This is a genomic window from Streptomyces olivochromogenes (assembly GCF_001514115.1).
GTDB classification, from domain to species: domain Bacteria; phylum Actinomycetota; class Actinomycetes; order Streptomycetales; family Streptomycetaceae; genus Streptomyces; species Streptomyces olivochromogenes.
Map to the genome: position 1 here is coordinate 284,887 of NZ_KQ948453.1, position 14,481 is coordinate 299,367.

17 protein-coding genes are annotated in these 14,481 nt (G+C 67.8%); 13 read left to right on the top strand and 4 right to left on the bottom strand.

Translation table 11 applies throughout. From position 1 onward, the window contains the following. Positions 1 to 363: 363 nt before the first annotated feature. Positions 364 to 777: a hypothetical protein gene (locus AQJ27_RS10885; protein ID WP_067365514.1), complete on the bottom strand. Its 414-nt coding sequence runs from the start codon at positions 775 to 777 to the stop codon at positions 364 to 366. A 5-nt stretch (positions 778 to 782) separates the two neighbouring features. After that, positions 783 to 1,256 carry a hypothetical protein gene (locus AQJ27_RS10890; protein ID WP_067365517.1) on the bottom strand — a complete coding sequence of 158 codons (474 nt, stop codon included), beginning with the start codon at positions 1,254 to 1,256 and terminating at the stop codon, positions 783 to 785. A 145-nt stretch (positions 1,257 to 1,401) separates the two neighbouring features. Between AQJ27_RS10890 and AQJ27_RS10895 the strand changes: the two genes are divergently transcribed. From AQJ27_RS10895 to AQJ27_RS54645, 5 genes are all read left to right on the top strand, one after another. Beyond that, positions 1,402 to 1,617, top strand: coding sequence for a hypothetical protein (locus AQJ27_RS10895; RefSeq protein ID WP_159064342.1), 216 nt, complete (start codon positions 1,402 to 1,404; stop codon positions 1,615 to 1,617). Further along, the gene (locus AQJ27_RS10900; protein ID WP_067365523.1) at positions 1,614 to 2,075 is read left to right on the top strand and encodes a hypothetical protein; all 462 of its coding nucleotides are present in this window, start codon (positions 1,614 to 1,616) and stop codon (positions 2,073 to 2,075) included. The genes AQJ27_RS10895 and AQJ27_RS10900 overlap by 4 nt, the downstream gene beginning before the upstream one ends. Beyond that, positions 2,072 to 2,467, top strand: a complete 396-nt coding sequence (locus AQJ27_RS10905) for a hypothetical protein (RefSeq protein ID WP_067365526.1) — start codon at positions 2,072 to 2,074, stop codon at positions 2,465 to 2,467. The genes AQJ27_RS10900 and AQJ27_RS10905 overlap by 4 nt, the downstream gene beginning before the upstream one ends. After that, the gene (locus tag AQJ27_RS10910) at positions 2,464 to 3,024 is read left to right on the top strand and encodes a GIY-YIG nuclease family protein (RefSeq protein WP_159064343.1); all 561 of its coding nucleotides are present in this window, start codon (positions 2,464 to 2,466) and stop codon (positions 3,022 to 3,024) included. Before AQJ27_RS10905 ends, AQJ27_RS10910 begins: the two co-directional genes overlap by 4 nt. 380 nt (positions 3,025 to 3,404) lie before the next feature. Beyond that, complete coding sequence (locus AQJ27_RS54645; RefSeq protein WP_067365531.1) at positions 3,405 to 4,322, top strand: glycine-rich domain-containing protein; 918 nt, start codon at positions 3,405 to 3,407, stop codon at positions 4,320 to 4,322. Between the two features lie 80 nt (positions 4,323 to 4,402). Here the strand turns inward: AQJ27_RS54645 and AQJ27_RS56340 are convergent, their stop codons facing one another. Further along, positions 4,403 to 4,696 (bottom strand): hypothetical protein, encoded by a 294-nt coding sequence (locus AQJ27_RS56340; RefSeq protein WP_162489348.1) that lies wholly within the window; start codon positions 4,694 to 4,696, stop codon positions 4,403 to 4,405. Between the two features lie 61 nt (positions 4,697 to 4,757). Continuing rightward, positions 4,758 to 5,522 (bottom strand): restriction endonuclease, encoded by a 765-nt coding sequence (locus tag AQJ27_RS10925; protein ID WP_235613611.1) that lies wholly within the window; start codon positions 5,520 to 5,522, stop codon positions 4,758 to 4,760. A gap of 176 nt (positions 5,523 to 5,698) precedes the next feature. On the opposite strand from AQJ27_RS10925, the gene AQJ27_RS10930 reads away from it, so the two are divergent. From AQJ27_RS10930 to AQJ27_RS10965, 8 genes are all read left to right on the top strand, one after another. Continuing rightward, complete coding sequence (locus tag AQJ27_RS10930) at positions 5,699 to 5,926, top strand: helix-turn-helix transcriptional regulator (protein ID WP_067365540.1); 228 nt, start codon at positions 5,699 to 5,701, stop codon at positions 5,924 to 5,926. A gap of 245 nt (positions 5,927 to 6,171) precedes the next feature. Next, the gene (locus AQJ27_RS10935; protein WP_067365543.1) at positions 6,172 to 6,615 is read left to right on the top strand and encodes a hypothetical protein; all 444 of its coding nucleotides are present in this window, start codon (positions 6,172 to 6,174) and stop codon (positions 6,613 to 6,615) included. 6 nt (positions 6,616 to 6,621) lie between these two features. Beyond that, a complete protein-coding gene (locus tag AQJ27_RS10940) occupies positions 6,622 to 7,131 on the top strand; it encodes a hypothetical protein (RefSeq protein ID WP_067365547.1) in 510 nt (169 codons plus the stop codon). After that, complete coding sequence (locus AQJ27_RS10945) at positions 7,128 to 8,015, top strand: hypothetical protein (RefSeq protein ID WP_067365550.1); 888 nt, start codon at positions 7,128 to 7,130, stop codon at positions 8,013 to 8,015. The genes AQJ27_RS10940 and AQJ27_RS10945 overlap by 4 nt, the downstream gene beginning before the upstream one ends. A gap of 180 nt (positions 8,016 to 8,195) precedes the next feature. Beyond that, complete coding sequence (locus tag AQJ27_RS10950; RefSeq protein ID WP_067365553.1) at positions 8,196 to 10,004, top strand: right-handed parallel beta-helix repeat-containing protein; 1,809 nt, start codon at positions 8,196 to 8,198, stop codon at positions 10,002 to 10,004. A gap of 44 nt (positions 10,005 to 10,048) precedes the next feature. Continuing rightward, a complete protein-coding gene (locus AQJ27_RS10955) occupies positions 10,049 to 10,492 on the top strand; it encodes a hypothetical protein (protein ID WP_067365556.1) in 444 nt (147 codons plus the stop codon). Further along, entirely contained in the window at positions 10,492 to 12,798 is a 2,307-nt protein-coding gene (locus tag AQJ27_RS10960; RefSeq protein WP_067365559.1) for a Kelch repeat-containing protein, read from the top strand. The genes AQJ27_RS10955 and AQJ27_RS10960 overlap by 1 nt, the downstream gene beginning before the upstream one ends. A gap of 245 nt (positions 12,799 to 13,043) precedes the next feature. Continuing rightward, positions 13,044 to 14,312 (top strand): AlbA family DNA-binding domain-containing protein, encoded by a 1,269-nt coding sequence (locus AQJ27_RS10965; protein ID WP_067365562.1) that lies wholly within the window; start codon positions 13,044 to 13,046, stop codon positions 14,310 to 14,312. Positions 14,313 to 14,481 lie beyond the last annotated feature (169 nt).

Below are 14,481 nucleotides of genomic sequence, written 5' to 3' on the forward strand. Positions count from 1 at the left end.
CGAGGCCTGCGACGGGCCTCACACGGTCTTGCCGAGGAGCGTGGTGCTGGCCGAGCGGTAGTGCTGGGTACGCCCATGCTGTCGGGAGATCGCTCGACTCGGCCCCGCTTGCGGTGGCCCGTCACCGGGTTCGGCATGCCGGTGACGCCGTTGGCGCCACGCCCGCCATGCCAACCCCCGGATCTCTCACTGTCTCCGTCGCCCGGTGCATTCCCCGGGCGGGTGATCCCTACACTCCCGCCGCTGACCGGTACCGCGCACGGCACCATTTCCCGCGTGGGAGAGCAGTGGGGCCACGTCGTGGTCGCCGTCATCGGGCCGGGCGGCATCGTCCTGGACTGTTGGCTGGCATCCAGCCAACAGTCAGTCGCGTGAGCTGCCTTGGCCGTCGCCGTCGTCCGCGCTGATGCCTGCCTCGTCCGTCTCAGGAGAACGCGATTGACTCGCGTCCTTAAGCCGACGCTCCATCAATACGGGGGTAGCGCCAGCATTCAGCCACGTCATAGCCACGAGATTCACGAGGCAGAAGAATGACAGAACGACGGCAATTGGGACCCTCAATACGTCGGTGACGCTAAGGACAATTAGAGCGAGGGAGACCCCGAACTCGACGGTGAGCGCCACGCTCGCGCGGCGTCCCCGCCTGCCTGGCCGTCGCTTCAGCTGCCGGTCGATCGCCGCCGCCCAGCTGATGACCTCCCGTCGGGAGCGCGGTTGGAAGGCCGGTGCCTGGCGCGTGTACACGGCGATGACTCGTCGGGCAAGAGAGGTCGTCATGGCGTTCAGCTCCCTTCCTGCCCACTCGGGTCCGGGGAGGCGGCGGGCGGGCGAGAGCCCGGCTGCGCCTGCCTTTCAGCCGCCGCCTGTGCCTGCATCACCTTGAAGCCTTCCCGCGTCACGCCGACGAGGAACGGCACGAACAGCGTGATCTTCTCCAGCATGAACGGCACGGCGCCACCCACGATGAAGGCAAGCCACGGGGTCATCGCGTCGCCGCTGGAGGCCGTGATGGCCGCGGCGCCAACGAAGCCCACCGCCACCCTGAGCCCCGCGGCGATCAGGTAGGCAACGACTCCGGGGGAACCGTCGTCACTGGCCGCGCTCTGAGGCGCGGGCGCGGCCTTGGGGTCGTTCAGGCTCGGCGCGCCCACCTTCCACGGCAGCTTCCGCCAGCGCCTCACCGCGATCATGTAGTCCACGGCTTCCACGGCGAAGCCCCCGACCGCGCCCCATAAGGCGCCCTCCAGCCAGTCCATCCGCTGAGCGTAGGGGTGACGAGGTCACCCTCACCACCGGTTCATCCCGGTTCCTGCGAACTGCCCTGCTCTGCGGCGCACGTTGAGAACGGACATCTCTCGCAGTGTGGTACAGACTGGCCCATCAGGGTAAGATCGACTTGTCATGAACGCGACGACAAGTGAGGTGATGGCGACGAACACGACGGACGGCGCGGGCAGCGTCCTCGTCCGGCTGACGACGTACGTGCCGGTTGAGCTCCGGAACCGCATCGACGCCCAGGCGGAGCGGGAGAACCGCACGCGGGCGAACCTCACCCGCCGCCTCCTGGCCGAGTGGGCGAGCGAGGTCCCCAGCGGCACCGAGGGGAGGAACGCGTGAGCGACGACGTCATCCAGACCCACCGTGAGTGTGGCCTCACGGTCTACCGCTACCCCGTGAACGCGGCGCGCTCCACGGTCACCTGGCGGCGGGTCAACCTCGACGCGGTGGCGCTGCCGGAGCCGGTGGGGGACGCGGATCTCACCGCCGAGGATGAGGCGGTCGTCGGCAACACCGGGACGGGGATCTACACCACGCACCAGTGCCCGGCCCGCGTCGTGCCCTGCCGGAGGTGCGGTGACCCGATCATCAAGGTGACCCGCCGCTACGACGGCTCTTCCTGGCGCTTCACGCTTCTCGACGCCACTCCCGACCCCAACGGGACGGTCACCCTCGACGAGAACGGCCACGCCACCACGGACCTGGCCGCCTACCCCGACGGCGAGCGGTACCGCGTTCACCGCGACCTCCCGACGCAGCAGCGGCCGCCCACCTCGCCCAACCGGAGCCTCCGATGACGCTGACGCCTGACGCCCCACCACTCACCTCACCCCTGCCACCCTCGGTCACCGCGGACCCGCGCCGAGCCGAGGGCCTCGACCGCGTCCGCCGTCAGGTGCTCGCGGGCTCCACCAGTCGCCGCGTGGAGACGCGCGCCGACGAGGCCGCGGCGATGAGCCTGCTCCTGGCGGCTGCCGCCGACGGCGATGAGGCCGCCCGGACGACGCTCGCCACGCTCGGCCAACTGCCGTGCACCTGGCGGGAGCTGCGGGCACGAGTGACCGCCTCGCCGCCCCGAAAGGGCAGCCCGGTAGATACACCTGCCCTGGCCGGCTCGCGCCCGCTCGCGGTCACTCGGCCCCGTTCTCGGGTCAGTGGCAGCCAGTTGCCAGCGGGGGTGACCGCGTGAGCGCCGCCGTGACCCGGGAGGTCTACGCCCTGGTCGACGAGAGCGGGACGGTTCGCTACGTCGGGCAGTCCGCCAACGCCAGGGCGCGGACGGGCAAGCACCGCTGGGACGCCCTCCACAACCCCGGGGACGGCCGCCCCGTGGCGGCGTGGCTGCGCTCCCTGGACGCGACGCCGACGGTGCGAGTGCTCGCCACGGTTGACGCGGCTGACGCCGTGGCCGTGGAGAACCGGTGGATCCGCCAGCTGCGGCGGGACCCAGCCGCCCAGCTGTTGAACCTCCGCCCCTACGAGGACCTGGCCGGCCTTCCCGGCGTGGACCCCGCAGCCGTGGCGCGGATGCGCTGGTCCCTGGCCAGGGTCCCGAGCGCTCAGCGCCGCGCGCGGGTCAGCGCCGTTCTGCGCGGTCACCGGGTCAGTGCCGAGACGCGGCGCCGGATCGGCCTCGCCACGCGGGGCCGTCCAAAGTCCCCCGCGCACCGGGCGGCGATCTCAGCGGGCGTCACCAGCTGGCACGCCCGCCGTCGTCTCAAGGAGGCGCGCGTCGACGCCCGCTAGGCCGGCCACCCGGCCCCCGCCGACCTACACGCCCCACCGTCCGTTCCCAGCGGACGCGCTCTCAGGAGAAGAACGTGACTCTCCCTCAGCCCAACTCCGCCATCACCACGGCCAACCTCATCCCCGTCCCGTCCAGCGCCACGAACGTGACCCTGTTCCCATAGGCGGGGTCCGGCAACGCCCGCGTCGTCTGGAACGACTCCACCGCGACCCTCTACCTGAAGTTCGGCGCCACCGCCGCCACGACGGACTTCACGGTGAAGCTCGCTCCGGGCGCCTACTACGAGTTCCCGCAGCCCCTCTACGTCGGCCGCGTCGACGGCATCTGGGACAGCGCGAACGGCTTCGCGCGTCTGACGAGCTGGTAAGGGAGAACGAACATGCCTCTGTACCCAGACCAGTTCAACGGCGCCAGCATCGCTGGCAACCTCACGGTCAACGGCAGCTCAACCCTGACCAACCCCGTCACCGTCAACGGCCAGCAGGTCGCCCGTACCGTCGACCTGCAGATCTTCACCGCCAGCGGCACCTGGACCAAGCCCACCAACGCCACGTCCGTCTCCGTCCTGCTCGTCGGCGGTGGCGGTGGCGGTGGCTCCGGCCGCCGCGACGCGGCAGGCACGGTCCGCTGTGGCGGTGGTGGCGGTGCCGGTGGTGGTGGCTTCCTCAAGGTCTTCCACGCCTCCGACCTCGGCGCCACCGTGTCCGTCACCGTGGGTGCGGGCGGCGGCGGTGGCGCCGCTCAGACCACCAACGCCACCAACGGCAACGCCGGTACAGCTGGTGGTGTCAGCAGCTTCGGCACGTTTGCCCGCGTCGGCACCTCCGGCGCGGGAAGCGGTGGAACCGGCGCCTCGGGAACCGGTGGTTCCGGGGGCGTTGGCACCTCGGCAAGCGGCGCTGGTGGAGCCGCGTCGACCACCGGTGGTGTCGGCGGCGTCGGCAACCCGGGGGTCATGCCCGGCGCGGGCGGTGGCGCGGGTGGTGGGATCACCTCCGGCGACAGCGCCTCAAACGGCGGCTCCGGTGGTGGAAACGCGGCCAACCAGAACGGAAGCGGTGGCGTCGTCGACAGCACCGCACCCACCTCACCCACCGACGCGGCTGCCAACTCCGGTCTCCCTGGCGGTGGCGGCGGTGGCGGGGCCGCGTCCATCACGACCGCGGCGCAGGCTGGCGCCAACGGTGCCCTGTACGGCGGTGGTGGCGGCGGTGGTGGCGCGTCCCTGAACGGCAACAACAGTGGTGCAGGCGGAGCCGGGGCCAACGGCATCGTCATGGTCTTCACGTACTTCTAGGAGGAACGCGGTGAACCACTACGTCGTGTAAGACGAGAGGGTCACGCCCCACGGCGTGGCCCTCTTCGCGTCTGAGCACCTCAGCCCGGATTTCCCTCGTGATCAGCGATCTCACCGATCGTCTGCTGGATCATGTTGTCGACCACCGGTTCAGTGATCCCGTCGCAGGCGCGGTACACCGGCTCTCGGTGCCAGTTGGTCGGGTCGATGAGTTCAGCCCGAGCCTCGTCGATGATCAGCGTGCTGCACCCTGGGGTCTTCTCCGGGGGTGGCGGCGTGCTGCAGTCCATCAGCCTCGGGTTGCATCGCTCACCTGCGCCATTGTCACCCCCAGTCGACGCGCAGCCGGTCAGGCTGAGCGCCAGGGCGGCCACCGCGACCCACTTCAACCGTCTTCGGTTCACTTTTCGTCCTCACGTGACGACCGGCTGACCATCAGCTGTCCCCGTTGTTCCAGTCGTCCCCGAGAACCCAGCGCAGCGCCGACAGCTCGCCGAGGAGGTACGCGACGTTCCACTGCTCGTGCTCGTCGGCGGCGATGATGAAGCTCGGGTCGTCGGCGTACTGCTTCTCCGTCGTGCGCATCGCGGCTCTCATCACTCGGTCGATCTTCGGTTTCAAAGGTTCTCGTTGACCGGTCTCGATCCGGTTGATGAGTACCTCCTTGCGGTAGTACCAGAGCTTGTCGTTCCGCATCTCCTCCGCCGCGAGGATCTCCGCCTCAGTTCGGGGCCGGGCGTCGACGTAGCGAGCCACAAACTCGGGGACGTTCTCCAGCAGTTTCCCGAGCTGCGGGCGCTCCCAGTGCTTGACGCGGAAGGGCGGACGGTTGTTCTCCTCGTACGCCCTGATGAAGTCCTTGCAGGGGTTGGAGAGGAAGCTGCTGGCGATGACGAGGGCGACGTTCGCCCGCTCCGCGGTGGCCCAGGCGAGCAGCCCGGTGATCTTGTCCGGCGGGACGCCCTTCGTGTACTTCTTGCAGTCCACGAACCAGCGCTCCACGTGCACCGAGCCGTCGACGTCCGTGACGTGCCGCTCAGCGACGATGTCCCGCCCGCTGTCCGAGGGACTCGCGTTCAGGCCGGTCCCCTTGCGCCAGTCGACGTTCACGAACCCGAGCTCCTGCATGAGCTCAAAGCAGAACTTCTCGAAGTCGGTGTCCGTCATGTCGTCGTACGGCATGTATGCGTCATCTGCCACGCGATAAGCGTAACGATCGCCACTGACAACGCGCCCCTCTCAACCGACAGCGTTTGAGGACACGAGCGGTGGCGTGAGCTGAGTGATCGTCGATGCAGTGACCAATGCTTATCGACTTCGTGAAACCAGGTGACACTGTGTGGTTATTGGTGACGCTCAGTGATATAGTTCATGTCATGGACATGATGACGACAGAACTGATGACGCGTCAGCAGGCTGCTGACCGCCTTCACCTGTCGCTCTCGACCGTCAACCGGATGTGCTCTGACGGACGGCTGACCATCGTCCGCCCCAGCGGAGCTGAGGGCGGACGGGTGTTTGTCACCGCCGAGAGCGTCAACAAGGCACTGACACCCGTCATCACCAAGGCTCAGACGACTCATCCGGAGGGTGAGACCGCATGAGGTTGCGATGCCCACGTGGCTGCGCTGGCAGCCGCAAGACCAACCGACTTCGCCAGTGCCCGCTGTGCGGCATGAAGCGGACACCGGTAGTCAAGAAGTCCCACCCGATCGCGTCCGATTCCTGGCTTCCACTGGCGGTGCCGGTGCGAGTCCCGAAGCCGCTGGTGGTGCCAGCGCACGAGGCGCGACGAACCTGAGAGCCAACCCCAGCATGACCCTGCCGCCAAGCGGTGAGAGGGGATCAAGTGAGCAGCAAGAAGAGCAAGGGCGCGCTCAGCAGGCGCCAGCGGATGATTCAGAAGAACATCCGAATCGCCATGCGAGAGTGCGTCAACGGCTGCGGCCGGGGCAAGGCTGGCGCCCGGTACTGCGTTGACTGCGGCACCGCGCTTCCCATCGCGGGTGGCGTGACCAAGAGCGTGCCCGCTCCCACGCCTTCCGCCCCCGCGTTCCTCGCCAAGAGCCGGGCCTCCACCGACGCGCTGTGGTTCGGTCACCGCGACGACAACGACCCTGACCCGGCGGCCCGCGAGGCGGCCTGGCAGCGACAGTTCAACGGTCTCGTCATCAAGTCCCAGGCGCCCGTGGCTGAAGACGCGCCACTCCGCTGGGACCCCAACAGCGCCGACCCCGCTGAGCGTGAGCTCGCGTGGCAGCAGGTGTACACCCACGCATCGAAGGGACGGTGACCAGCCATGATCGGACTCGTCACTGAACTCGCGCGCCAGCAGCTGGCCGCCCAGGAGGCCGCCCTGAAGGGCGCCCGATACCGCGAGGTCGAGGAAGCGGACGGCACCACCCGTCTCATCCCCGCCCGGATGGGCACCGCGCCCCTGCTCGCCGCCAGCGACCCGGAGGCGGACGAGGAGATGGACGACAAGGCTGAAAACGGCGCTTTCAAGGCCATGGCTCCCGGCGTCTCGTCCAACCCGCGCGCCACCTTGGTGATGCAGGGCCACGGCCCCGCGGTCGACGCGATGGCCGGCCACGTCTACCGCATGCAGCGCAACGCGCAGATGCCCACCCCCCTGGCCGACCTTCAGACCACCGAGCCAGCCGCGTACGCCGGACCCACGTTCGCACCGGGCACTGCGACCGTGCAGCAGCAAAACCACCGCACGCCGACCGGCGTCTTCCCGCAGGCTCACGCCCCGGGCCAGGTCCCGTTCCACGTCGCCCCGAACAACATCGGTGGTGCCCGATGAGCGAGACTCCCACGCAGGACATCTCCAAGGTCATCGCCTCAACCGCTGAGCTCGTCGAGGCGGCAAGCAACGTCGCTCGCAGCAACGGCGCCAACGCTCGCGACGTCGAGTGGTTCAGTGACACCCTCACCCCGAACCTCCTCCGCGCCGAGGCGGTGAAGCGGCAGCTGGAGGCGGGAACCCTTCTGGACCGTGCCGACGAACTGGAGATCAGGGCCAAGCTTCGCGAAGCCGTCCTCCAGCTCGACGCGCCGTTCGAGGCGGCCCTCCAGGAGGAGGACCGACTGGTCAAGGCAGTTGAGGCGGCGATTCAGGCTGAGCGCGAGGCGGAGGACGAGGCTCGCGACGCCGCGGAGAACTACCGCCTGGCGACTGAGGCAGAGCGCGAAGGTCAGCTCCGCAAGCTGTCGGCCGCGGACGAGACCGCGCTTCTGACGATCAAGCGCGCAGCGGCTGACGTCGCCACTCGGCGTCAGGCCACCGCGGAGGGCGCCAAGACCAACCGTGAGTCCCTGGAGCGACGGCTCACCGCCGCGCGCCAGGAGGTGCGAGACCGCGAGGCAGCGTGCAACGCCGCCAGTCAGTTGGCGGCGAACCCACCGATGGTGCCCACGTCCGCTGTCACTGCCCTTCTCGACGGCGTCCGACGACTGATGTGGGGGCTGCCGCTCGACGAGACAGCGACGGCCGTCGTTGCCGAGCTCATCGGTGCCGCAGCGGGCATGACCGGCGTCGCCCGCCAGATCAAGGCGAAGGCCGTCGATGAGCACGACCGGGAGCTCGCCAACCGCGCCTTCGAGCGGAACATGCCCGCCAAGGGCCACCCGTTCCGTCCGAGCAACCCCACCTCCCCCGTCTTCGCGGTGAGGCCACCCACCGGGTGAGAGATCGTCCGCGGGCGGAGCTGCCACTCGGCTCAGTCCGCGGATGCGTGGACCACGACCCACGCACCGCCGTTCCCGTCCCGATCCGTTCTCCCTTTCGTCGGGAGTCGGGACGGGAGCGGCACCACCCTTCGCTCAGAGACCCACGGCGACAGCGCCCTCGTAGAGACCAGTGAAGCCATGCCATATCTCGTCGGATTCAAGACGCCGCAGGACTTCGGCGCGGTCGGCGACGGGGTCACCGATGACACCGCCGCCTTCCAGGCTGCCGTCACCGCCATCGGCAACACGGGCGGTGGCGTCCTCTTCATCCCCGCCGCCACGTACGCGCTCAGCGCTGCGATCAACGTGCCCAACGAGGTGTCGCTCCTCGGGCAGGGCCAGGGTGCGAGCATCCTCAACCAGACCAGCACGACCGCCAACGTCCTCAGCTACGCGGCAACCAACCTCGGCAACATCCAGGTTGAGAAGCTTCAGATTCTCGGCCCGGGTTCCGGTACCGGCAAGGGCCTGGTCATGTCCGCCAACGGTGGCGTGAACCCGGTCGTGAGCTGCGCGTTCCGTGACCTGGTCATCGAGAACATGGGTGGCAACGGCGTGGACATCGCCGTCTTGATCACCTCCACGTTCGAGAACGTGGAGGTCGTGACGTGCGGCAACCACGGCTTCCAGCTCAGTGGCGGCGGGACCAGCGTCGCCATGCTGAACTGCTACGCCAACGGATGCGGCAGCCACGGCTACAACCTGGCTCAGATGAACTACACGAGTCTTAACGGCTGCGCCGCCGACTCGTGCGTCACGGCGTACTTCCTCGATACCTGCAACAACGTCGGTCTCTACAGTTGCGGCGCCGAGGCGAACAGTGGCAACGCCTACGTCGTCACCGGCGGCGTCGGCAACAACCTCGTGTCGTGCTTTGTTGCCCAGAACAACGCTATCGGCGCCTACTTCACCGGCAGCGCGCTCTCAGCCTTCATCACCGGCTTCCGGGAGAACGCCCCCACCGGCAGCGCCACGGCTAGCGTCAAGGTCGACAGCGGCAGCCGCGTCCTGTACGGCGCGAACACGGTCGTTACCGCGACGAGCCTGGACGTCAACGGCACCAGCCAGGTCAACGGCAACGAGTTCTACTGCGCGGGCAACGGTGGCACCTCGTCCTTCCAGCTGAACCGCGGCGCCACAAGCAACTTCGCGACCTATCAGCTGCTGACGAACGGCGTTGAGGAATGGGTCGTCGGCGGCTTGATCAACGACGGCACCAACGACCTGCACATGCAGGACGCGGTGAACGGCAAGGACGTGTTGATCGCCACCCAAAGCGCGACGAAGCCGAACCTTCAACTGCTCAGCGGCACCAAGGCTTTCGGCGGTGGCGTGGGTGTGGTCGGCTTGGCCAACGCCAGCACCGTCCCGAGCACCACGATCAGCGGTGGTCTCGCGTTCTACGGCAGTGGAGGCCAGCTCGCGCAGGCCAACAGCCAGGGCCTTCCGCAGGTGCTGGGCGGCGTGGTCCAGTCCCAGACCTCCACCGTCACCGTGGCGAACACCGTGAGCGCCACCGCGCTCACGAGCTTCACGTTCCCGGCAAACGACGTCGCCGCAGGCACGGTCTACCGGCTCACCGGTTACGGCGTGTACTCCACCACCGGTACCCCCACGCTTCAGTTCATCCTGTACTGGGGTGGTACCGGCGGCGTTGCCCTGGCCACGATCCCCGCCATCACGACTGCCACGCTCACCAGCGCACCGTTCTGGTATGACGCCGAAGTCACGTTCCGCTCCACGACCAGCGCCTTCGGCGCCCTTCGTCTCGAACTGGGCACGTCCACGACCACGGACGCCATCTCAGCGTTCGTCAACACGCCCAGCGCGTCCACGACGATCGTGTCGAACGTCACCAAGTCCCTCGTGGTCGGTGTCACGTGGGGCACCGCCAGCGCCTCAAACACCATCAGCCTGCTCGGCGGTCACGTGGAACGCATCGCGTAACCCGCACCACCCGAGGCTGGCCTCATCCCTCTGGGAGATCACCGATGACTACCCCCGCCACCTACCGGGATCGCCTGGCCGGCCACCTGGCCCAGGTCGAGAGCTGGATCCTGGGCGCCGAGTTCGATGTTCAGGAGTTTGAGAGGCAGATCACCGAGGCCGGTCAGCACCTGGCCAACGCCACTCGTCAGTTCGAGGCTGCCACGGCGAACGTGCACACCCTCCTCAGTGACGGCCCCGACTCCGTGACGTTCCGCAGTGACGTGGATCGCCAGGTCGCCACCCTCCTGGCGACGATCCAGCTGCGCACCACCAAGACCAACCTCCGCACGTGCCAGCAGGCCCTTGAGACGCTCAAGGCAAAGCAGGCGAACGCCGGGGCAACCCTGCCGCAGGCGCAGGCGCTCAAGCGGCGGATCGAGCTCGCGATGCAAGCGGACGAACTGCCATCCATTGCCGATGAGCTCGAAGCGCTGCTGGAGGACTGATGACGTTCAATACCCCCGCCAGCGCGGCTGAGAACGGCCTCCCGGGCAACCTCGACGCCATCAACCACGCCAGCCAGCTGAACCAGTTCCTGGGCACTCCCCACGTCAACGTGATCTACCACGGCACTGAGATCGTCACTGCCGATCCCGTCTTCTCCTCCTGGACCGGTGACAGCACGCCGAACGAGTACACCCAGCCGTTCACGATGCCGATCGGCCACACCAGCATCGGCCGCGTGACGGTTCCCGTCCGGCCGGTTGGCGCCGGGGCCGACCTGTTCGTCGCGCTGTACCCGGATGACGGCAGTGGCAACCCGAAGACCAGTAGCCCACTCGCCTCAACGGTCGTGCCAGCCTCCTGGATCACCGACCTCGCGGGCGAGACAACCGTGAACGGCGGCTCCCCGAACGCGACCGCGCTCTTCAACAACATCCAGAACGACAACCTCACCCTGGTGCCCTGGAGCACGCCCCTGGTCACCAGCAGCAGCGAGCTGAACTCGGCGACGACCGTTCCGAGCGGCAACTACATCATCCTCGCTGGCGGCGGTGACCTTTCCGGCAACAGCCTCACCGACGTCGTCCTGGTCTTCTACGACGGTGACGTGCCCACGGCGGTACCCGCCACGCGTCTCCCCGTCGGTCTCTACCACGCGGCCCTGGCGGCAACCAGCAGCACGGTCGCCATCATCGGTGGCTCCACGTCGGTGGGCTCCGGCTTCGTCTCCACCACGTACACGGCGTCCTGGGACCCGAACACCGGTGCCCTCGGCGCCTGGAGCCAGCAGGCGTCGCTTCCCGTCGCCCTCAGGGAGGCGAGCTCCTGGGGCCACACCAACAGTGCTGGCGCCGAGATGATCTACGTCGCCGGTGGCACGACGAACACCGGCATGACCGCGGTGAACACGGTCTACTACACGCCGGTCTCAAACGGACAGCTCACCGGTTGGGTGGCCGCCCCGTCGTTGCCCACCGCGGTCTTCTGGCCCGTTCTCTTCGCGGTCAACGACTGGCTGTTCTGCGCGGGTGGCCTCGTGAGCGGTGGCGCGTCTGCCACAAACGCCTCGTTCTACGCCAAGATCAATGACGACGGCAGCATCGGCAGTTGGCTTCCCACGAACAACAAGATGCGACAGGCTGTGGGCAGCTTCACGGCGTACGCCACGACCGGCAACGGCGCCATCGTGGCTGGCGGTCTCACCGACCAGACGGGCCCGACGTTCGTCAACGGCATCCAGACGCTGACCGTCTACGAGAACGGCCCCGGCGAGTGGCAGATCAGTGCAGACGTTGGTGGCGGGTTCGACCTCGCAACTCTCGTCGTCACCACCGAGGACACCAGCGACTACGTCCTCTTCCTGCTTGGCAACCTGGGTGGCGTGGAGTCGTACGTCACGATCCCCGAGTACAACGTGCCCACGATGTCGGTGCCGCTCAGCGTCAGCGGGCTGACCGCTGGCAGCACCTACCACGTGTTCATGCGGCAGACGAACCAGCCCGGTCCCGGTAACGACCCGACCAGCTACCTGGAGTTCCTCAAGGGCTCAGCCGGTCTGCCGAGCCCCTTCAAGTCCCGCTCCCGCTACGGCTCCGGCGCCTGGACCGCCGACACGTTTTCCCTCAACGTCAGCGTCTACGACCAGACCGCTGGTGGCAACTTCCTGCACTTCTGGCAGGACCCGAGCAGCTCCAACCTCGCGGCGGCGACCTCCACGTTCGCCTGGAGCTGGCAGGGCCAACTGCTCGGGTGTCTGGAGGCGATCCTCTTCCCGAACGACCCGCTGAACTCGAACCCGACGTTCGTCAGTGGCACCTCACCGTGGACGGCGACGAACTGCACGCTCACGCAGTCGAACGCCCAGGTTCACGGCGGCTTCACTGAGTCGGGGCTCATCACCCCGAACGGCACCTCAGCCACCGTCTACGCCTCGTCGGAGCTGATGAGCGTCACCCCTGGTCACTGGTATCAGGCTCAGGGCTGGCTCTACTCGCCGCCCGGCTGGTCGAACGTCTCACTCAGCGTGAACTGGTTCGACGCCAGCCAGACTTACCTTGCCACGTCGAGCAACACCGTCTCACTGGCGGCGGCCACCTGGACCCAGCAGGTGAACAACTTCCAGGCACCGAACGGAGCCGCGTACGCGACGCTGGTGCCGACCGAGGATGGAACCCCGAGCGCCGCGACGACGCTCTTCCTGTCGAACCTCACGCTCGCCAACGCCGACCCGAGCGCGCTCGCCAGCGTCGCGCAGCTGAACCGCGACAACCCCACCTGGCCGCCCACGGGTCTCACGCAGTTGGACTGACGACCGGTCAAGCCCTCTCAGCCCCATCTCAGGCCCGCTTCCGGCGGGCCTGACTGGTTCCCAGGTTGAGCCCGGCCACAGCCGCTCGCTGTCACTCAACCCCGTTCTCGGGCTGTCCCCGGGCTAGGCCGGCCAAGCGTCCGACGCGCGGCAAGTCCAGGTGACGACGTTCGTCTGAAAGCGCCTATGGATGTTGTCGGTTAAACCGGGTGTCTTGAGGCATCTGGGACTGCGATGCTCTGTGGATGCATCCGCTGTTTCACGTGCCTTCCACTGAGGTCACCCTGGACCTCGTCCAGGACTTCATCAACCTAAAGATCCGGGAAAGCCTCACGGTCGAGTACAAGCGCGCCGGTGACAAACCGATCGAAGCTGTAGCCGCGCTCGCGAACACGTACGGTGGCCTGCTTTTCGTGGGCGTCGACGAGGGGGAAAAGGGCGTGCCCTCCGAGATCAGGGGCGTGCCTCTCGGCGAGAAGGAAAAGCTGGTTAACCAGATGGGTACGGGCTTCGACCCGCCGTGGTCACCCGAGGTGATCGAGGTGCCCTGCAACGAGCAGGGTGACAAGGTCGTCCTGGTCGTCCGCATCGACCGGGCAACCGTCCCGCGGCCCATCGTCCTCAACGGCTCGATCTTCGTGCGGCTGGACGCCCGCAACGAGAAGGCGAACCGGCAGATGATGCGGATGCTGCTGGATGACCCGAACTCGCAGCCTGAGCCCCGGCCATCGACGGCCATGCGGGGCCTCAACAGCCACGAGTCCCCGTTCCGACACGACGCCAATGACCCTGACGTCGTCCTGCGAGCCGTGAGCGTGATGAAGCTGTGGAAGGGGGAGGAGCGTACGCGGTTCCCAAGCGGGCTGGCGGCGGGGGTCATCCAGGCCTTGCACGGGACACGCGCGCACCCGTTGCTGAGCCGCTTGGGGCTCGACCTGGTGGGTGGCGGGCAGGTCGTCACGACGCCGTGGCAGCTTGTGGACGCCACGAGCCGACGGCTGCGGCTACGAATGTCCACCTGCGGCACGGACGGGTCCGCTCCCTCGCGCCCAGGCGCGCAGATGATCTGCACGGTCTCCCTGGCCGGTGGTGAGCCAGCTTCCGAGCTTGAGGTGTTGTTTGACACCGCCGTGTGGCTTCTCGACGGTATCCCTCTGGGGCTGGACTACTTCCTCCAGGTGTTCTACGACAGCGTTCCGATCGTGGCGAACATGCTCCTGCCGCTCGTCGCCGAGGCGACAGTCGGCCTCAAGGCGATGCCGACCCCGGTTACTGAGATCCACGCCGCAGCGGGGGACATACCCAACGAGTATGGCGATCCGACTGACTCCAGCTTGGAGGACGTCGTGTCGATGACCTCGCTGGGCCAGAGGGTCGGAGGGCGGTCTATCAGTCAGGGTGGTGAGGTGCTGTTGCGCAGCTTGGTGGACCCGCCGCGGTGGGATGAAGCCGTGCGGGAGGCGCTGGTCACGATGGCGATGGACTGGGGGTTCCCGGAACCCAAGTTCCCCTGACCGCGTTTTCGCGACCCGAGCTTGAGGGAGTGCGCGGCTGGCCGGCCCCAGGACCAGGGGTCGGCCTTCCCCTGTCTGCGGGGTCGAGCGCCCGTCTGAGGCCCTTGACCGGCTGCGCCCTGGTCGCGGTCCCAGGACCGCTCGCCCGGCCCGAGACGGGCTTGAGTGA